The sequence below is a fragment of the Bacteroides sp. MSB163 genome, assembly GCF_036416795.1.
GTDB classification, from domain to species: Bacteria; Bacteroidota; Bacteroidia; order Bacteroidales; family Bacteroidaceae; genus Bacteroides; species Bacteroides maternus.
In genome coordinates, this window is record NZ_CP143867.1 from 708,079 (window position 1) to 728,835 (window position 20,757).

Annotated in this window: 9 protein-coding genes and 1 pseudogene; all 10 read right to left on the reverse strand. The window is 42.9% G+C overall.

All coding sequences use genetic code 11. The annotated features are described in order from the left end of the window. Positions 1 to 86 precede the first annotated feature (86 nt). The 10 genes and pseudogenes from VYM24_RS02500 to VYM24_RS02545 all read right to left on the reverse strand — a co-directional run bounded on the left by VYM24_RS02500 (position 87) and on the right by VYM24_RS02545 (position 20,589). Positions 87 to 2,022: pseudogene (locus tag VYM24_RS02500) on the reverse strand (SGNH/GDSL hydrolase family protein). A 173-nt stretch (positions 2,023 to 2,195) separates the two neighbouring features. Next, on the reverse strand, positions 2,196 to 3,608 hold the full coding sequence (locus VYM24_RS02505; protein WP_330941367.1) for a glycoside hydrolase family 30 protein: 1,413 nt from the start codon (positions 3,606 to 3,608) through the stop codon (positions 2,196 to 2,198). An 8-nt stretch (positions 3,609 to 3,616) separates the two neighbouring features. Next, a complete protein-coding gene (locus VYM24_RS02510; RefSeq protein WP_291550262.1) occupies positions 3,617 to 4,603 on the reverse strand; it encodes a family 43 glycosylhydrolase in 987 nt (328 codons plus the stop codon). 35 nt (positions 4,604 to 4,638) lie between these two features. Continuing rightward, on the reverse strand, positions 4,639 to 7,008 hold the full coding sequence (locus VYM24_RS02515) for a glycosyl hydrolase family 95 catalytic domain-containing protein (protein ID WP_330941368.1): 2,370 nt from the start codon (positions 7,006 to 7,008) through the stop codon (positions 4,639 to 4,641). A gap of 12 nt (positions 7,009 to 7,020) precedes the next feature. Further along, positions 7,021 to 9,813 carry a glycoside hydrolase family 2 protein gene (locus tag VYM24_RS02520; protein ID WP_291550264.1) on the reverse strand — a complete coding sequence of 931 codons (2,793 nt, stop codon included), beginning with the start codon at positions 9,811 to 9,813 and terminating at the stop codon, positions 7,021 to 7,023. Positions 9,814 to 9,843: 30 nt separating this feature from the next. Continuing rightward, positions 9,844 to 12,414, reverse strand: a complete 2,571-nt coding sequence (locus VYM24_RS02525) for a beta-glucosidase (protein WP_291550265.1) — start codon at positions 12,412 to 12,414, stop codon at positions 9,844 to 9,846. A 28-nt stretch (positions 12,415 to 12,442) separates the two neighbouring features. Next, entirely contained in the window at positions 12,443 to 14,704 is a 2,262-nt protein-coding gene (locus VYM24_RS02530; protein ID WP_299095307.1) for a GH92 family glycosyl hydrolase, read from the reverse strand. Positions 14,705 to 14,833: 129 nt separating this feature from the next. Next, a complete protein-coding gene (locus tag VYM24_RS02535) occupies positions 14,834 to 15,802 on the reverse strand; it encodes a family 43 glycosylhydrolase (protein WP_291550267.1) in 969 nt (322 codons plus the stop codon). Positions 15,803 to 15,940: 138 nt separating this feature from the next. Then, positions 15,941 to 17,647: a family 43 glycosylhydrolase gene (locus VYM24_RS02540; protein WP_291550268.1), complete on the reverse strand. Its 1,707-nt coding sequence runs from the start codon at positions 17,645 to 17,647 to the stop codon at positions 15,941 to 15,943. A 77-nt stretch (positions 17,648 to 17,724) separates the two neighbouring features. Beyond that, positions 17,725 to 20,589 (reverse strand): glycoside hydrolase family 3 C-terminal domain-containing protein, encoded by a 2,865-nt coding sequence (locus tag VYM24_RS02545; protein WP_291550269.1) that lies wholly within the window; start codon positions 20,587 to 20,589, stop codon positions 17,725 to 17,727. Positions 20,590 to 20,757: the final 168 nt, after the last annotated feature.

Consider the following 20,757-nt stretch of genomic DNA (forward strand, 5'->3'; position numbering starts at 1 on the left):
ATCTTTTTCATTGTTTCAGTATATTATAGCAAGAGTAAAGTTAAAACTGAGTCCTTAACAGATCACATAATAACTACATAAAATTCTTATTTATTAACCACAAAGTTCCTTATTTGACATTCCGTGCCCAACGAACGGGGATTTTTTGACGGATGAGATACGCAAGCGCAATGTATGCTCAGTGTCCTTCAACTCTGTCTCCAACATGTATACCCACGGAATATACAGGGCTGAACTCCATGCTGTATAAGTATCCAGTTTCTTGAACGGTGCATTATCCACACTATATTCCAGCATACCTGCCGACGGTCCACAAACACAAAAAATCCCGATAGCTCTTCCTTTGAAAAAAAGCGTCAGTCTATCGCCCGGACGTGTTGCTTCCAGCATGGAAACATGTACAAATCCTTTTCGCTTTTCATATTTATTGTCCGGATTCCAATCGTCTATAATCTTCCAACCACGACCGATACGCACACGGCTGAGAGGAATAAAATGCCCTTTGGTGTAACTGTATGGATCGAGTTGCATGGCAGGAACATCATGCGGCCGGCGTATACTTTCAGCATTTATTTCCCTCTGCATGCCATCCAGCAAATTACTGATGGCAGCAGTATAAATAGATTGCCCATAAGGATGAGGATGTGCATATCCAAAATCTTTCCAGGTAAACTGCCCGTCCTGCAATCGTTCTGAAATCTCTTGTGCCAGATTGACGGATGACACCCGATAATGATTTGCCACCCGCTCGTGATTTAAAATAGCATCCGGCATCTGCCGTTTAGCAATGATAGGCAGGAAGCCGTCCGTTGCAAAATGAGTCAACACGATATCCGTTTCCGGATTAACTTCCAAAGCATGACGGATTTCTCCTTCCACTCCCCGTACCTGCTCCTCGGGCGTAAAAACGTTTGTCATATCGTTTGCCGATCCATCAATGAACAGCAAGTCTATCTTACCTTTCGACAATACATCATTATCCAATCGGAAGGCTCCGGGAGTACTCCCGGTAGAACTGATGCCAGCTTCTACAAACTCAAAAGCCGTAAAAGGGAAACGCTGTTGTAACTGCTGTTCCATCATATCTTTCCACCCCACCATTTCCGTGATAGATCCACCGATAAAAGCTACCCTTCCCCGACGTTCCCGCTCAAACTTAATGAACGAGTTGTGCAAGCTACCACGAATGGTGTAGTGCTGGTATTTCTTATACTCCGGCTGTTGACGCATTATAAAATCGACCACAGGTTGAGGATCTTCAAGACTATGCGGATGGTGGTCGCATCCCGGCTTTATTATCAATTCTACATTTCCACCCAATGCCAGGTAACGTTTACGTATCACCATCATGTTCTCTTTAATCGGCACGCTCCGATCGCTATCTCCACAAACACTGATAATGGGCACACCCGCTTTAGCCAATGGCTCCAAATTGTCTATAGGATTGCCGTCGAAGCGGTCAATGGTTTCTTCTGTCAGATTCCATTCTTTCAATAAAGTTTTCCATGCCGCTTTATGGAGTCTCTTCAAGCAAGTAAATACATCACTGAGCGGTGCATCAAGGTAGAGGCAAGCAACATTATCCGGATTTCGGGAAGCCCAAACGATAGAATAGAGTCCTCCGCGACTAAATCCTTCCATTACTACTTTAGAAGAAAGCCCGTAATTCTCCACCATCTCCTTGTAGAAACAGTTGCCTAATTCAATAGCCCATGGACTGGCATAATCATTCGTAACATCCAAGTAAACTACGTGGAAGCCTCTTTCCAACAGAGCTTTATCAACAGATGGAAATGCATCGAAGAAAGCCGGACGCCATATCCACGGATTACCGGTAGCTGCTTTTTGGGGTACAACAACAGTAGCATCACGTCCCTGGAATTTGAAATCATAACGGTCCCCTTCGTACCATTTGCTTTTAGAAATACAATTTTCATTTTTTCCCTGAACGGGAATTGAGTAAAAGGATACTGCCAGCCCCCAAAGCAAGCAGAAGAAATAAGAAAGATATTTTATATTCATAGCATTCTCATATACAGGTCATTAAATAAAGACTTCATTATAACCAACTTTTACTACAAACTAAGTATAATAAAGTATTTAAAACAAAAAATTATTTTCTAATATATTAGAACTCGATTAAATTTTACTCAGCATTATTAAAACAGATTCTTACAGAAAACCAGCTGAGATAATTATTTCTTCCAGCTTACCGTATGGAAAGAGTGAGGTGGTAGAGTTAATGTAACTTTCTGTCCCTCCATTTCAAGACTCATCGTCTCTTCCGTATCAGTTACATTAGCAGCAATAACACTGACAGTGCCATCCTGATTTATAAAAGCCAGCATATTTTTATCTGACGGTGTTTCCAGTCTATAGGCACCCGTACGCACAGAATACCCTAAATGCTTCATCAGATAAAACTCCGGATTATACGTCACGGTCTGTTTCTTCTTGTCGATGGAAACCATCGAATTCTGATTCCAGCCCCAAGGACTGATACCCGGAGTAGGAAGAATCATATTCCAATAATGATAAGAATTGATACCATTACTGAAATAATGTTTCATCAAATTCCATGTATATTCGGCATAATCCCATGTATTTGCTCCGTTACCACATTCTGTTTCAGTTTGCATCAGCCTTAATTCCGGATATTCACGATGAATGGTTGAAATAGCCTTTTTCCCATCCCACTGAAAGCCCACTCCCTTTATGTATTTAGCTGCCTGCTCGTCCTTCAAGGCAACACGCACATAATCCGGATTGGCCGTATTAATGGTTCCGAAATAAATATCTGTTTGGATGTTTTCTCTTTCAAAAGTCGGTCCCAGATAATGTCCCAAGAAGAATGTCAAATCTTCCGTACGCCATTTACAACTGGGAAATACCTGATTGGAACAAGGTTCATTCTGCACATGGATACATTCCAATGGTAATCCTTCTGCCTCGTAGGCTTTAATGAAGCGTGCAAAATAATCTGCATACGTTTTCAGATACCCTTCTTCCATCCGGAAACCGGTGCTAAATTCAGCGACTGTTTCTCTCGGCAAAAGCCCGTTCACATCTTTTTCTCCCGACGGGCGAACAGCGGAAGCATAATGATTATTTGTCTTCATCCATACCGGAGGGCACCAGGGAGAAGCCCAAATACGCAGGTCAGGATTTACCTGACGGGCAGCCTTAATATAAGGAATCAGAATATATCGGTCACGGTCAATATTGAAATTCACCAGATTAAAGTCCTCTGCAATATCAGCCGAAGAGTAGAAACTCATAGCAAAATCATTGGCTCCCATCGGAAGACGACAATAATCAAAACAAGCCCCTTCTTTACCAAATATAGCTTGAAGAACAGCCTCACGATCTCCGGCCAATAATACATTCAGTGCGTCCCAGCCCATTTCATTGAAGCAGCCGCCTATACCTGTAATCAACTGTAAGCGTTGAGTCGGGTCAAGCACTATTTCTGCTCCGATAGTTGTCCGCTCTGATTTTACCTTCTGCTTCACCCACGGAGAAGTCTGAGTGGTAACATACCACTCGACTTTCTGCGCTGAAACGGTTCCACCTAACAGGAACAATAAAATAATATTTACAAACCTCATAAAATATTTCATTTTCTCTGTTTTACCATTTGAATGGTTCCGTCCTCATTGTAATATAGTTTATCTACACAAATAGAACGTAGCCAATCATGATTGGACAAAGCACTGTTGTGATAGAATGCAAACCACTCACCTTTATACTTTACGATGGAACCATGATTAGTATAGCTATCCGTAGGCTCCATATAGATACCCATAGCTTTCCAGGGGCCGAGCGGATTGTCACTGATGGCATAGCGCATACGATTATCTCCTTTCACACCATCATTCCAGTTTTCATCATGATTGTCTGAATAAGAAAGATAATATTTTCCATTATATTTATGAATCCATGTGGCTTCATGGAAATCTTCCAAACCTTCCATATCTTTCATTTCACCATCCAATTCAACCATATTATCTTTCAGCTTACCACCTTTGCAAATTCCTCCGCCTCCGTTGTAAATGTATGCCTGACCGTCATCATCCACAAATACACAAGGATCTATCAACGGATCCATCCCTTCTATATAGCCCTGCACGGTAAAGTTAGCAGCCGGTTCCTTACTGGTAGCCACACCAATTTTCCAACTCTTGTCTGTTTTGGTTTCACTGGGGTGCGGAAAGTAAAAATAGTACGTACCATCTTTGTAGGCACAGTCGGGAGCCCACATGAATCCACCTTCTTTGCGCCCCCAAGGAACTTGTGATGAATTCAATATCTCACCATGATCTTTCCAATGTATCATGTCGTCTGTAGAGAACACATGGTAACGGTCCATCAAGTCGCAACCACGCGGAGGATCGATATCATGCGAAGCATATACATACAAACGTCCGTCCGCCCATACATGTGCCGAAGGATCGGCTGTATACATGTGCGTGATAAACGGATTCGGAGCCATACTGTCAATCCCGGTAACTTCCTCTTTCGTTGAGTTACTTTTAGAAGATTGACAGGAGAGCATAAATCCCGCCAGGAACAAAGCAAAAATCGGATAAAACTTCTTTTTCATAAGTAATGTGTTTTGATATTAGTAATTAATAGATCTCAGTAAGTGATTGTAACCTTCTCAACTCTTCCACCTCGCAATGAAATGACTTCATCATACCATTGCCCAAGTTTCAATCTTATTTTCCGGTCTTTTGTAGAACAGAGCTTGACATATACCTTTTTATCAGAAAGGTTCCATGAGAGTTGTTCCACTGTCACTCCGCATCGTGCTTTTATTCCATTGATACAGCCACGTTCAATACCATCCACCAAAGCAGGCAACAATTCAATACCTTCTTCATCCGACCCCACCAGCATCTCTATCAACACACCCGGTACTGCATGGCAGACATCTGTACAAAAAGTTCCGAAATTCGGGTAATGTGCCGTAGACAGGCTATTAAAGTAAAAGTCTTTTTGAGTCAGCGTCAGCAACTTGTTTTTTAAAGAAGCATCATCATGCAACCCTGCGGCAATCAAAGCCGCATGCAGGAATCCATGTCCCGCATTCTCATAATTGTGACGGTCGCGCATCTGCAAAGCCCTATGAGCTGCTTTATAAAGTTCCGGAGTCCTGCCTTCCGAAAATTCACGATAAGGCCACACCATCATCAAATGGCTGGAATGCCGATGGTTATAACTCTCAGCCAAGCCCGGCCAGCTCCACTCCTTGATAGCCCCATCTTCATTAATCTGGTAAGGAGGCAGTGCATCCAACAGACTTTGCCAACGAGCCTTACCACCATTGAGGCCCTGTTCTTCATTCAATAAATTGCATACTTTAACTAAGGTAGACAATAAAAAACGAGCTCCGGAAAGATCAAAAGCGGAGTTGTTCAGCAAAGATACCCGCAAGTTTGACGGTTGATTTTCCGGTGAAACAGAACCAGCAATAATGTAATGCCCTTCCCCATCCTTATACTTCAAGAAGTCTTCGTAGAAATCTCCCATACTTTTCAGTAAAGGAAACAAGCGATCCTTCAGAAACTCTTTATCTTCCGTTATCAGGTAGTGTTCCCAAAAAGGATAAAGCAGCCAGGCTTCCTCACCCGTAGCATAATGATATGGATAAAAATCATTGATAGAAGCCATCAATCCGGAGGAAAGTCCGGGGGTATTACCACAGGCCAGCATACCGCGACAGCCTAGTAGTTTAGTAGCATTGATTTCAAAATCTTTCCGCCAAACCTCATTCAGATGGAAATACCCCTCCATCACTTCGGGCATAGCACCGATATTTCCAGCACTGACCTGCAAGTTCAGGTTTGCATCCAAATGATAATAACCTCCCCATCCCGCATTACAATCACCTGTCCAGATTCCTAATAAATCAGGAGGCGTCAGTTCATTACCGGAAGACAAGAAATGATATCTTCCTGCATAGAAAATCCTTTCCCACAATGCCAATACAGGTGAATCCGTTTGCTTCTGTTTTTCCAACAATTCTTCATTAGATAGCAATCGTTCGGCAGGAGATGCACCCAAGTCCATCTCCACACGATTGAAGATTGCAGTATGTATAACCTTATGAGCCTTCACAAGGGATTTATAATCCGGTTTTATCTTATTCAATGCTTCTTTCAACAAACCTTTATCCCACTCCGCCATACAATCCGTAGCGTACTTTTCAGTACGTGCCAGCAAAAGTACTTTCGAGGCATTCTGTATATATAAAGTGTCATTACGTAAAAAACTGGAACCGCCCGACTGTTTTACCCGAATCCCCCCTTCATAACCTTCCGCATCCATTGGCGAAGCATAATTCACACGGATATTCAGATAATCCTTCGCATGCAGGTTATTCACTCTCATTCCTTTCGGGAAATTCATCTCTTCAAGCATTTGCAAACTGACTGCGCAACTCAGACCACCGGAAGCTGGTGCTTGCAGTTCGAATACCGAAACATTGGCATCCCGAGAAACAAATGACCGACGCTCCCATTCTCCGCGGTCGTCACTCCACCGAACTATTATTTCTCCGGTTTCGTAATTACTAATGCGGCGGTAGTCTTTTATTTCCCCATCCGCATCCATATCAATCTTGAGCACAAAACCGGGATGCCTACCGCCTTCGCCTCCATCATGCCAATGGGAAGTACGTACAGCCAGATCATTCGCTTCCTTAAACTTTCCGATAGCACAATATTTCTTTATTAAATCAAGTGTATCACGAGGTACTTCGGCAAACGTACGTGACTTTGCACCAGGGAAGTTGAAGAAACGGTCGGTGAAAACAACCGTTTCATGCAGAGGATTTCCAAAAACCATGATTCCCATCTTACCATTGCCGGCTAGCAAGGCTTCCTGCCACCTATCATAAGTTGCAGGAAAACGATTGGAATGAGCCTGACGTATAACTGGTTGGGCATACAATCCCAACGATGCTATACAAACCAAAGCAGAGTATAGTATCTTCTTATTCCACATATATTTACTTTCTTAATTCAGAGTTAACAACCTGCCGCGCTTCAAATTATATCCTTCTATAGAAATCGCAGCCTCTCTTTGCGGCATATATTCTATTGTAATAGTTCTCTTTTCTCCCGATAATAAATTAAAATAACCGTCTGAGATATAAGCAGGCAGGATACGTTTGTCTGTATCCGGCTCACGTACATTTAGTTTCAAGGCAATGGCAGGCTTTGCGCCTGTATTACGTAATTCAATTTGTACCCGATTATTCTTTCTACTGATTAGTTTACAAGCTACCGAGGCATCCTCCAATGAATTAAAATCCAGAAAGTTTCCTTTACCATTGTCCTGCCAATAATCATTGACAGAAACTGTCCTTCCATATTTATCAGTCAAAAGCAGACGTTCCAGATATACCCCGGTAATGTCAAGAGGCTTATCCTGCACAAAACATTCTGTTGTTCCATTGGCCGCTACATTTACTTTCAAGACCCGTCGGAACAAAGATTTACCTTCCAGAGAGTAAGCTTCATAGATAGCTTTGGCTCCTTTCATTTCCTTTAAAGTAGTATTCACTACTATTATTTTCTGGTCATCAAGATTCTTCTGAATATGGACAGGTTCACACGCCTTGCGGCAACCATAGAAAGATCCGAAGGTTTCATAATCCCAAGAATAGATTTGCCAGACCATACTGGGCCATGCCGGATGGCTCATCCAGAGCAACAGGCCACTTGTACTGTTCCACATTTTACTGTTCCATGCTTCCATCATGGCACGATGACTGTCATAGTTGGCAATCTGTGCTTTTCGGCTAAAGTCTTTCAAGTCCGTCGGCTTTCCATATTTCCGATCTATGTCTTCCATAAATTCCCTCTGTCCCCCATGTAGATCATGGTAATACCAAACATCACTGATAGGCCAGGCATCTTTCACATCCATCATAGCCAGAATAGATTCTTCCGTAGGAATGGAAGTCGAACCTTGCTCCGTATTGAATCCATGTGCCCGGTTACGATAATAATCTACCGGATTCTTATGATAGTTCCATGGGCCGCTTGGTCTTAGGTTACAATGTGTAGAGTTCGGACTATAATAACGGGTACCGTCTTTCTCTGCAATCATCTTTGCCAGCCGTTCTTCAATATAAGCAGGAGCGAATCCTTCATTACGGGGATTCCAAACAGCAATGGAAGGATGATTACGAAAACGCACCACAACATCTTCCGCATTCTGCAGGAATAGGTTGTCATCATTTACCGGCATATTATAACCTTGCGTACTCAACCAGAAATCATTGAATACCAGCATACCATATTCATCACATAATTCATAAAAAACCTCTTCCGTACTCTCACCTGTCCAGTTACGGATCATATTAAAGTTCGCTTCTTTGTGCAAACGGAAGTAAGGTTCGAGATGTTCACGCGAAACACGCTTCATAGCATCATCCATCCCCCAGTTTCCTCCCTTACAGAAGATACGCTTGCCGTTTACTTTTATCACCATGTAATGCTGCATAGCTTTGTCCGGTGCCGGCACAAGAATATCAGAAGAGACATTCTTTTTCAGACGAGGCATACACATGCCGTCTTCAATATATTTACGGTTTATATTATCAAAAATAGGTTCACCCTGCCCCATTACGGTCGGGCGATATTCCATCCGACGGATAGAATCGTCAGGAAAACAAATTTCCAATTCATAAGAAAGTTCACGGACTCCGAAACGCACTTTCTTGGAATCCGATGGTACTCCCTTTTCCGTTACAGACACATCCATCGTATAAAGTTCCTGACGACCATAATTATTTGGCCACCATAGGCGGGGAGATTTCAGCGCCAATGCTTCATAAACATCCGGAACAAAGACTACTACCTTTCGTTCCCCAGGTGCGAGGCTTACCTCCTGAGTTATCTGTTTACCTTCAAGATTCAAGTCAACCGATACTTGCTTGGCTACCGATTGCAGGTTTTCTACTTCCGTACGTACAATAACTTCAGCGACCGTAGTATCCGGTAGTGTCAAATGAGTAACCACCTGCGTATCATGCAGACGAATGCCATTCGTGAAACGTAAATGTACATCCTGCCAGATACCTATATTCCGGTCGCGAATGCCTGGTACCCAGTCCCAACCCTCTGAAGAGATAAAGGTCGGTCCATCCAAACATAATTGTCCGCCATTCATTCCATTGCCGGCAGATGGAGACTGTTCATGAGGAATTCCCGGGTTAGGTGGTGGAAGAATACGAACAACCAATGTATTCTTACCATCCACCAAATGATCCGTTGCATTAAATTCACCCCGGATAAAGGCACCTTTCATTGTACCCAGACATACGTCATTCAGCCATATCTCGGCTTGATAATTTATACCTTTAAAAACTAACCAAGCTTCTCTACCTCCCACAGGAACAGGTGAATTGAATTCCAAACGATACCACCAATCCATCCTACAAAGGGTGTCGGGAATTGCGAGATTATTCAGTCCATAATAAGGATCAGGATATACTCCCTGGTCCACTAAAGTAGTTAATACTGTACCCGGGACAGTCGCATTATACCAACCGTTCTTGCCATCCGTCAGTTTCCAGCCCCGGTTCAACAAGAAATCATTCTCGCTTACTTTTTCTACGACCGCCTCCACCGGTATCTGTGCTCTCGGAGAAGGCATCATGATTTGCACTTTCGATTTCGGCAATGTCTCTTTTGGCTGAGGATGAGTCAATCCCCAATTTGCCACATTCTGAGCTACTAATGAAGTAGTACAACCCAATAAGAGACAAAATATCCATTGAATTTGAACACTTCGTTTCATTGTTATTTATTTTTCAAGGTGAGATATCAGTCAATTAGCCTTTTGCAATACCGGCACTATTTTTTGCAAACGGATATCAGCGGAAGATGCACCTAACATAATCATATAGTCACCGGAAGGATGTACAAACTGACTTTGCTCCTCATCCCAATAACGTAGCAAGTCTTTCCGCAATTTGATAGTAACTTTCTTGCTCTCACCTCCCTTCAACGAAACACGTTCAAAGCCTTTTAACTCTTTAACAGGCATTACCTCATTCCGTTCAGGCAGTTTCACATATACCTGTGCCACTTCATCCCCTGCACATTTACCAGTATTCTTCAATTGGAAAGAAACATTTATTTCGTCCTCACCATCTTCCACTTGTAAATTGGAATACTTGAATGAAGTATAGCTCAAACCATAACCGAAAGGATATAAAACATCCCCTTTGAAGTACTTATAGGTACGTCCCTTAGTGATATCATAATCATCAAACGGAGGAAGTTCATCCAGACTCTTGTAATAAGTCAGCGGCAAACGGCCTCCCGGATTATAATCACCGAACAAAACCTCAGCCACAGCTTTTCCTCCGCTCTCACCCGGATACCAAGCATTCACTATAGCCGGAATATGCTCATCCATCCAGTTGATAGCCAGCGAGCTGCCTGCAACCAATACAACTATGATATTCGGATTCACCTTGTAAACTTCCTGCAAAAACTCCCTCTGGTCTGCCGGAAGCTGAATATCATACCTATCTTGTCCTTCACGTTCTATCGACTTATTGATGCCTAATACAGCAACTACGGTCTCACACTCACGCACCGCTTTTCCGGCCTCACCATACAAATCCAAACGAGTGACTTTGCCAACCTGAGGAACCCGCCATTGCAGTTTCGCCACAGCATAATCACGATTATCATAGTATTCCGCCTTCAACTGATAATCCTTTCCGGCTTCCAGATAAATAGTAGCTGTATCTGTACGGACTGCATGTCCCCGCCATGCATCAATCAGCATCTTGCCGTCAACGCTCAAGCGGCAACCATCATCTGATGTAAAACTGAATGTATATTGTCCGGTGACCGTGGGACGTAGTTTTCCTGTCCAGCGAACTGACAAAGGAGATTTAGGTAAGAAAGGATCAGGTGCCTGGTTGGCAGGCTCAAAGTTAATCCATTCTTCTTTGCGCACCTTCGGAGTCCCCTGCAACTTCGTATTATCAAAATATTCGGCTTTCAATCCTTCCGGGAAATTGGTACCCTGTATAAGCTCCATGCCGTCTACGGCTGATTTCCAAGGGGCATATACCACTTTCACGCCATCGCCTACCCTATCTTTGATACCCTGTAACACCGAGACCGGAGCAATCACCGGCGAACCACTATAATCTCCAAACTCACAATTACCGGCATTTATGCCCACCACAGCTATCGATTTTACCTTTTTGACATTGAGCGGTAACATCTTTTTCTGATTCTTAAGCAGCACGATACATTCACGCGCCGCATTCAAAGCTACTTCCTGATGCTCTGCCGACCCTATCACATCCGGAGATATCTTCGTATAAGGATTCTTTTCTCCGCTATCGAATAACCCTAACTGCATACGTGCACGCAACACACGATAGGCAGCCGAATCTATGTCAGCATCCGTAACCATATACTGACGGTAGGCACTCAACAAAGGCTCATCATATACATCATCGCCACATTCCAAGTCTAAACCGGCTTTTAAGGAGAGAGTAGCCGCAGCCTCTTTAGTCTTCACATACTTATGCGCATTGACCAGTAAGGAAGGACCTCCGCAATCGGAAACCACATAGCCCTTGAATCCCCAGTCATTACGCAGCACTTTGGTCAGCAGCCAAGCGTTCAGCGTACATGGCACATCATTCAACGCATTATAAGCGGACATGATAGATGCGGACTTACCCTCTTTCACACAAGCCTCAAAGGCCGGGAAATAGTATTCGCGAAGTTGCTTCTCTGATATTTGCGGATTACATACAAAACGATTGTGTTCTTCATTATTGGCTGCAAAATGTTTGGGAGTCGATACAATCTTCAAGTAACGACTATCATTGCCTTGTAAACCTTTCACAAAAGCAGTACCCATGATACCACTCAGATACGGGTCTTCACCGTATGTCTCAGGAGTACGCCCCCAACGCGGATCACGCGCCATATTCACTGTAGGTGACCAAAAAGTCAACAAATCGCTGAACTGGTTCTTCTGCTCCCGTCCCTGGTCCAGTTCATTCCAACGGGCACGGGCCTCATCAGAAATAACCGTAGCCACTTGTTCCTGCAACACAGGGTTCCAAGTAGCCGCCAGTCCGATGGCCTGCGGAAACACAGTGAAGCGTCCCGGACGAACCACTCCATGAAGCGCTTCGTTACCATGATAATATTTAGGAATATCCAGACGGGAAATGCCCGGTGACGTAGCACGCAGTAAACTAATCTTTTCCTCAACCGACAGACGTGACAATAAGTCCATGATACGTTCGTGCATCGGCGCGTTTTCATCTTTATACAACTCTTGAGCCTGTACCGGAATGGTACAGGCTATCAGAAACAATAATCCTGTAAATACAATCTTTTTAAATGTTTTCATGATATTTTCCTATTGACTTATATCTTATTTATTTTTCTGCCGATGGAGGAACTACATCACCTGCACTGCCCCATGCCTTATTGGGTCTGTCGCCCATTATCAATACCAGTTTTCCTCCATCTTTTATGTCGTCATGGCTGAACCAGGGCTTATTCCATTCCTTGCCATTCAATGTTGCGGACTGGATATATTTGTTTTCGTCCGATGCGCCTTGCGCCTCTACCTCAAACACTTTTCCATTGCTCAGCATCACTTTAGCTTTAGTAAACAAAGGGCTGCCGATGTTATAAGACGGGGAGCCCGGAGTCACCGGATAGAAACCTAAAGAAGAGAATACGACAAATGCCGACATACCGCCACCGTCTTCATCTCCCGGCAATCCCATCAGGTCATTACGGAACCATGTCTTCAACAACTGCCGGATACGCTTTTGTGTCTTCCAAGGCTGACCGGCATAGTTGTAGAGATAAGGGATATGCAAACTCGGTTCATTAGCCATCGAGAATTGACCTACATTACCCGTGTGATCAGGTATCTGTGCATAGAAAGAATGCTTGCCACGCCCCAGCGGTTCACGGAAAGTCTGGTCCAGATTGGCGATGAACTGTTCGTTACCTCCCATCAAGGCAATCAAGTCAGCTACATTGTGGGGAACATCCCAACGATACACCCAACCATTGTTTTCGCCATAATATTCACGGGCGCCCATACCTCCGGAGAAACGATAATCAAACGGTTCAATCCATTTGCCGTTTTTATCCTTCGGATGAAAGAAAGCTGTTTCAGCATTATACACATTGCGATAATTATGAGCACATTTCAGATAATGGGCAGCATCATCTTTCTTTCCCAGCATATCGGCGATTCTCGATAAGCACCATTGATCATAGGAAGTTCCCAGAGTAACGGCAATAGGTTGACGTTTCTCAAACGGATGTACATTCGGATCCGTCTCCTTCTCTCCTGCCTGGAGCGCCGGGATATATCCGTTCTTCTTATAGAAATCGTCTATCCAACCGGCAGCGGCACCCGACCACGGTGCCAATGTCTTTTCCTCTATACCTTTGCGACAAGCTTCATAGGCTTTCTCCAAATCGAATTGTAATCCTTTAGAGGCCGCGTCGGCCACAGTCGCTACGGCATGGTTGGAGTTCATACGGCGAGAGTCACCTGTGATTTCGGGGAAAGTAGGCATCCACATATCTCCCATCTGTTCCGCCATGCGCAGATAAGAATCAATCACATTCTTTTCTGTTCCTTCGTCAATCAGCAGACGCAAAGGATGGGCAGCACGATAAGTATCCCAAATCCAATCGTCCGTGTAGAATGGCTCGCCATTATCATCATGTATCTTTCCGTCGAATGCACTGAAATAACGGCCGTCTTCGCTGATGCAGACCGGACGTTCGAATACACGATAAAGCGAGGTATAAAGCACTTGTTTATCTGTCTCGCTGCCGCCTTCTACCAGAATATCGCTCAATGCTTTATCCCAGATTTGACGTCCTTTTTCCGCTAAATCCTGCAGATTATAGTGTGGCAATTCACGTTGCAGGTTTTTCTTGGCTTGTTCTTCGCTTATAAATGAAATCCCATAGCGCAGATTGACTGTTTTCGTTCCATCTGCAAAGTGCATAACAGCACAGGCATTACGACCTTCAGCTTCTTTCTTGTCGACATCTATTTTACCATCAGCCAAAATACCGGCTTCTATAGGGGCAACGTCCGACTCTATATACAGGTAGACCCGCGTATTATTTTCCAATTGCTGGTAACCGCTCACAACTCCGTCACCTGCCTTGATAGCACCGTTACGTGAATTGATCATCATGTACACAGGCTTATCCTGCTGGCTATAATCTATCTGATAGAGAGCAGACTGGTGGGAAGGTGCATACTTTACTTTGATCTCTTCGTCATCAAGAATCACCTCATAGTAATAAGGTTTCAATATCTCATTATCATAACTGTAAGCTATAACCGGACGAAGTTTATCCCCTTGATACGGACTCAGATTGAAAGCGGAACTGCCACGATGACTGGTCACAATCAAAGGAAGCCCATTCAACATATCCGTTGTGTAATCTGCCCGTTCCGGATAAACACGGAGCATGCTGTTTGGTAAATGGATAGTGGGGAAAGTAGGAACCAGCAAATGGCTGATATTTCCCATGTAGGGATTTACATAGTCAACCGGACCTTTTACATCGGTTACTTGATTTTGTACTCCTCCACAAGCACCTAAAACAGAGACTAAGGCCACTGAGGCTAAGCAATGTGTAAATTTCATAATATAACAGTTTTAATTTATATTTATTCGCAAAGGCAAATATATGGACAGACGCTTTCCCTTTCGATTAAAAAAGACTTAATAGCCGATTAAAATTAAATAAAGCAGTTAATTTGTTCGCATAAAAGGTTATTTAGTTTGTGTCACCACTTGTATGGTACCATCCGGATTATAATAGAGCTTATCTACACAGATAGAACGAAGATTTCCTCTGCCTGAGATAGAGCTATTATGATAGAAAGCAAACCATTCTCCTTTATATTCAGCAACAGAGCCATGACTTGTATCGCAACCTGTAGGTTCAAGATAAATGCCCTGATATGTCCACGGTCCTAACGGAGAATTACTGGTTGCATAATTCAAACGATTAGCTCCCTTGCCATTCTCCGCATGGTTATCAGCATAGGACAGGTAGTACACACCGTCTTTCTTATGTATCCAGGCAGCCTCATGAAAATCTTTCAGACCTTCCATTGCACGCAGCGGTTCTGCCAATTCCATCATATTATCCTTCATTTTGGCACCCACACAACGGCCTCCACCGCCATAATAGAAATAAGCCTGATCATCATCATCCACAAAGACACAAGGGTCTATCATAGCAAAGCAATCGTCTTCCATTCCTATCATTTCAATATACTTGTCCTGTACAGTAAAGTCTTTGGCAGGATGTTTACTGGTAGCTATACCCACTCTCCAGGTATTGTTCCAGTCATCACCACTCGGATGCGGAAAGTAAAAGTAGTAAATACCATTCCTATATGCACAATCGGGTGCCCACATGAAGCCACCATCTTTACGTCCCCAAGACACCTGCGAAGAGTTCAGTATTTCACCATGATCCGTCCAGTTCACCATATCATCCGTGGAGAATACATGATAGCGGTCCATCAAATCGCACCCACGCGGAGGATCAACATCATGAGAAGCATAAACATACAAACGTCCGTCTTCCCATACATGGGCCGAAGGATCGGCTGTGTACATGTGAGTAATGAAAGGATTCGGACCTAAAGTAATCGTTTCAGCTTGCTTCTGGTTATTGCAGCTCATCAATGTCAACGACAAGGCAGCTAAGGTAATCAAATAGTTTTTCATACGCTTTTTTATTGTTTTTATTGTTAATACCAGCAAAAGTAGAGTTGACTGATTAACAAAGCTCTTAATTTCAACTTAATAATCCGCTGTTTTTTTTCGATGGTTTAGTCGGTATTCTTAGAATGTCGGATGCAGCATTCATTTACCTACACCATTTTCATTAAACGCACTAATAGAAAAGTAATATTCAGAGTCTCTATTGAAATAACGGGCCTCATATTGGTTTCCGTAAACCACCATAGAGTGAGTCAATTTCTCTTTTTGCGTTCCCCAACGCAAAATATATCCTGTTACATCTTCCTGCGGATTCCATCTAAACCGATAGATACGTTTATCGTTATTATCGCATGAAGCTTGAAATCCTGTAACGCTGGCAGGCACCTTACCACTACCTTGACCAAAGACACGTAAGTCGAATAAAGAAAAACTTCCTTCCATATCTTTAGTGTTGCAGATTCTTAAATATTGCACTTTCGCAGGAACACGCAGAGTATGCAGTTTATGAGGAGCATCCTGCAGATTATTTTCTTCATCCGCCAAACGAGTCCAGTCTTTGCCATTTGTAGAACCTTCTATATAATATTGGTAAACCACAGGGGCATGGGGCGCATGTACATTGAATTTATGATCTGCAAAATTCACCTGAATAGCATTCACTTCCATTGTTTCTCCAAGGTCTATTTGCAGCCATTCACCGGCATCGCCTGTTTGAGCGGCCCACCAAGTTTCCACCTGTTCATCATTTGCCAATTCCGGTTCATAGCCTTCAAGATGTGAAGACGAGGATACTTTTTTCTTATATGAAAGCAAGTTCCACCCCATACCGATATCTTCCTTTTCAAAATCGACCTTCCGATCAGGAATACAGAAAGGATAATCAGCAAAAGTTGTCAACGCATACATTCCATATTTCTCAGAAACAACTACCGGGAATAAACCTAAACGGCGTTCAAACCAATGACGAACAGAAATAGTCATAGATGCCACATGCCAGTAATTACCATACTTATCTTTGAATGTATGACCATGGCCAGCACCACCGATGAAACCTCCGGGCTTGAAAGAGAATGGATTGTCTTCTACATATTCAAATGGGCCTAACGGATTATCACCCACATAATTACCATCACCATAAATACGGTATTGAGTACCGGGAGCTGCATATTGCAAATAATAACGACCATTATGTTTCAGTACACACGGTCCCTCATTCCAACCTTGCCGTGGTTCTTCATTGTTCTTTCCTGGTACTTCCCAACCATATTTATCACAATTATGCTGAATCAAGACTTTAGGTTCTCCAATAGCCCGGAAACCATCTTTAGGATCCACTTCCACTCCCACGATCGGATCTACATCCGAGCATCCCCAATAAAGATACACTCTTCCATCATCATCCTTAAAGAAAGCCGGATCATGCTGACGATAAGTCAATTTTGTATCTACTTCTTCCCAAGTGTCCTGTTCTGGATGAGCGTTTTTATAAATACGGGTGTTCCCACTGGATGCCGTAAAATAAAGAGTATCGCCATAAACAAGGATGGTCGGTGCATAATCTTCCATAGTTGGAATGGTTGTACAAGGAATATACTCCCATTTTGCCAAATCCTCTGAACGCCAATATCCACCTGATTTAGAGGCAAACATATAATAATATCCTTTAAAATATTCCAGTACAGGATCGGCCGCTTCACGTCGTGACTCATCATCAGGTTGAAAACGATAATTCAGATCAATAGGATTAGTCACAATTCTATCATTCTTAACCGGAGCTTGTTCCGAGGCACAACTGACCATCAGTCCCAAAACGAACCCCATACTAACTAACCGGGCTAATTTCTTCATGGTAGTTTTACATTTAGCTTAACAGATTGCCCCATGACAGGACAATCTGTATACTGATACAAGAGGTTGTATCAAAATTATATAGATAACACTTTATACTTAGTAGTAAATACAACTGAATCCATATTCTCCTTATCCACACTGAAAGGTATCAGTTTCTCTTCTCCCGGAGCCAACTCATAATGAACATTATCGCCCATTTTCTTACCTCCGACATACATTTCAACTTTTCCTGTATCCATCAAAGTCCCATTATTTTTGACTGAGATCCAGATAGTCTTCTGATTCTTTACCAGATTTTCTTCTACTTTGAATAAAGTCAATCCGAAATCTGCTGCAAATTCATGGGTATATTCAAGCATACCTGACAAACCTTTCTTAGAATCCTTATAACCCACACTATCCTTAATACGGTCATTAGCCACATACTGAGGACTCACACCACCAACTAAGATTTTAAACGTACCTTTCTCCACAACCCGGTCCATATGATCATTGAGTAATGATAATTCATAAGGCGTCAATTCAAAAGAAACCGTTTTTGCCTCACCTGGTTTCAAGTGAATACGGGTAAAGTTTTTCAATTCTGTAATACGTGTCTTCACACTAGCATACATATCCGTTACATATAACTGTACCACCTCATCACCGGCACGCTGTCCTATATTCTTCACTGTGGCCTGCACTGTAATATTACCATTTTCCTTTTCCTGTACTTTCAGGCCTGAATATTCAAACGAAGTATAACTCAAACCATATCCGAAATAGTAAAGAGGATAGTATTCCATATCCGAATATTCATAGCGGCGACCGGAAGTTTTAAAGTTGTAATAAAGAGGAAGCTGACCTACGTGTCGTGGGAAAGTCATCGGCAAACGACCGGCAGGATTGTAATCACCAAACAACACATCCGCTGTAGCCGGACCACCTTCTTGTCCAGGCAACCAGTTCACAAGGATAGCCTTACATAACTCCGACGCTTTAGACAGATTATAGGGACGCCCCGCCTGAAGAATCAATATGACAGGCTTTCCGGTTGCGCAAACAGCTTCTAATAATTCCTGTTGTTTGCCCGGTAAAATCAGGGTTGCATAATCATGATTTTCACCGGATGTCTTGTATACATCCGTAGTAGCCTCACTGGTTGAACAATCTCCCAAAACCAATAGCACCACATCTGATTGTGAAGCCGCTTTTACTGCCTTTGTAATATTGTCTTCGCCTAAACTTGTAAAATCACAACCTTGTTCATAAATCACTTTCGTCTGCTTTCCTACCGCTTGTTTGATACCTGTCAACACAGATTTCAACTGACCAGGCTGAAGTTTAGGAGTATAATCACCGGGTTGAAGATCATCTGCACCGGGACCTAACACAGCAATCGTACGCATGTCTTTAGACAAAGGCAAAATATTATCCTTATTCTCCAACAGTACAATAGATTCGCGAGCAGCCTGACGTGCCATTTCTTTATGACTATCCGAATTCCAACCCGGATATATCTTATTCCAGTCCAATGGTTTATTAGGTGCTTTTTCAAACAGTTCATTACGGAACATCATACGCAACATTGTGCGGCACACCTCATCAAGGTTCTCCATATTGATACGTCCATCCTTTGCAGCCCGTATCACTTCCTTATCATTATACGTATCACCACAGTTCGTAGCAATCCCGGCTGCCAAGGCCTGGTTAGCCGCTTCTATCTTATCTTTAGCTGTATAATGTTTACGGGCAGTCAAATTAGCTATAGCACCGCAGTCACTAACTATGAAACCGCTGAATCCCCATTCCTCACGCAAAATATTATGCAACAATTCTCTACTTTTCGCTACAGGAACACCCAGAAAATCCGAATATGCCATCATCAAAGATTGGCAATCATAGTTACGAATAACATGACGGAACGGAACCAGATGTACTTCACGCATTTCACGTTCAGACAACCCTATATCATGGGAATCGCGTCCTCCCAACGGAGCACCATGACCACCAAAATGTTTCGGAGTAGTATATAGTCCCATAGACTGGTATCCTTTAATCCAAGCTCCACCAATCTGTGATACCAAAACCGGATCTTCTCCAAATGTTTCTTCACAACGTCCCCAACGGGCATCTTGGGCTACATCCAATACCGGAGACCATGCCTGCATAGTTCCTGCCGAAAGTGTTTCATCCCCAATCGCCATCGCCACTTCTTCCGTCAACTTCTTATTCCAGGTTGCTCCCATTGCCAAAGCTTGGGGAAAGATAGTAGCTCCACTACCATACGAAAAACCATGTACAGCCTCAACTTTCGTAATAGGTGGTACATATAAATGAGGAATACCAGGAATACCCCAGCCCTCACGTATCAGTTCCATTTTATCTTCCGGCGTCATCACAGACAGCAAACTCTCCACACGCTCTTCCACCGGAAGCGTAGGGTCCATATAACGGAGCGAAGTTTTTTCTCCTTTTCGATCTTTCAATTCCTTATCAGCTAAAAGAACAGATACTTCCTTTACCATAAAAGGTTTAACACGATCGCCTCCCCTAAAAGCCAACCGGACATGAGCTCCATATTTAGGTGAAAACTTCAACCGCATTTCTTTAGCATTACCTTGTACCTGATAATCTACAGGTACTCCCAGATTCATAGGATCATATGTAACGAAGATATTCATCAACTGTTTCAAATCCTCTTTAGATACACCTTGCATCTGAATTCCAAGCTCACATACATCACCCGGGGTGTGGATAGTGAACATCAACCATTGGTCTGTTTTCAAATCCTGCCCACCAACTTCCCACATTGTCTTTGGATCCTTATCAAAAGCTAACGAAGCTTTTTCCACATTAGTTGATGCTGAAACTGACAAAATATCACTTGGCTGCTGAGCCATTAGAAAAGAACAGGATAATATTCCTGCAAATAAGAACAAGTGCCTTTTTAAATTCATATTATTAGCTTTTTATCTATTTATATTGCAAAGTAAGCCTCACTTGCTTAATAAAATGATAAAACTATAATTAATGAAACATTAAAATCCACTTAATGAATAACTTTTAAAGTAAAAGCGAAGCACAGCTGGAAGAATTGTATGAATAAGTAGTCGGATTTCACTAAA

Coding starts and splice junctions, on each gene's coding strand:
- VYM24_RS02505 (WP_330941367.1), bottom strand. CDS start 3,608: ATGAGGTTTGTAAATATTATTTTATTGTTCCTGTTAGGTGGAACCGTT.
- VYM24_RS02510 (WP_291550262.1), bottom strand. CDS start 4,603: ATGAAAAAGAAGTTTTATCCGATTTTTGCTTTGTTCCTGGCGGGATTT.
- VYM24_RS02515 (WP_330941368.1), bottom strand. CDS start 7,008: ATGTGGAATAAGAAGATACTATACTCTGCTTTGGTTTGTATAGCATCG.
- VYM24_RS02520 (WP_291550264.1), bottom strand. CDS start 9,813: ATGAAACGAAGTGTTCAAATTCAATGGATATTTTGTCTCTTATTGGGT.
- VYM24_RS02525 (WP_291550265.1), bottom strand. CDS start 12,414: ATGAAAACATTTAAAAAGATTGTATTTACAGGATTATTGTTTCTGATA.
- VYM24_RS02530 (WP_299095307.1), bottom strand. CDS start 14,704: ATGAAATTTACACATTGCTTAGCCTCAGTGGCCTTAGTCTCTGTTTTA.
- VYM24_RS02535 (WP_291550267.1), bottom strand. CDS start 15,802: ATGAAAAACTATTTGATTACCTTAGCTGCCTTGTCGTTGACATTGATG.
- VYM24_RS02540 (WP_291550268.1), bottom strand. CDS start 17,647: ATGAAGAAATTAGCCCGGTTAGTTAGTATGGGGTTCGTTTTGGGACTG.
- VYM24_RS02545 (WP_291550269.1), bottom strand. CDS start 20,589: ATGAATTTAAAAAGGCACTTGTTCTTATTTGCAGGAATATTATCCTGT.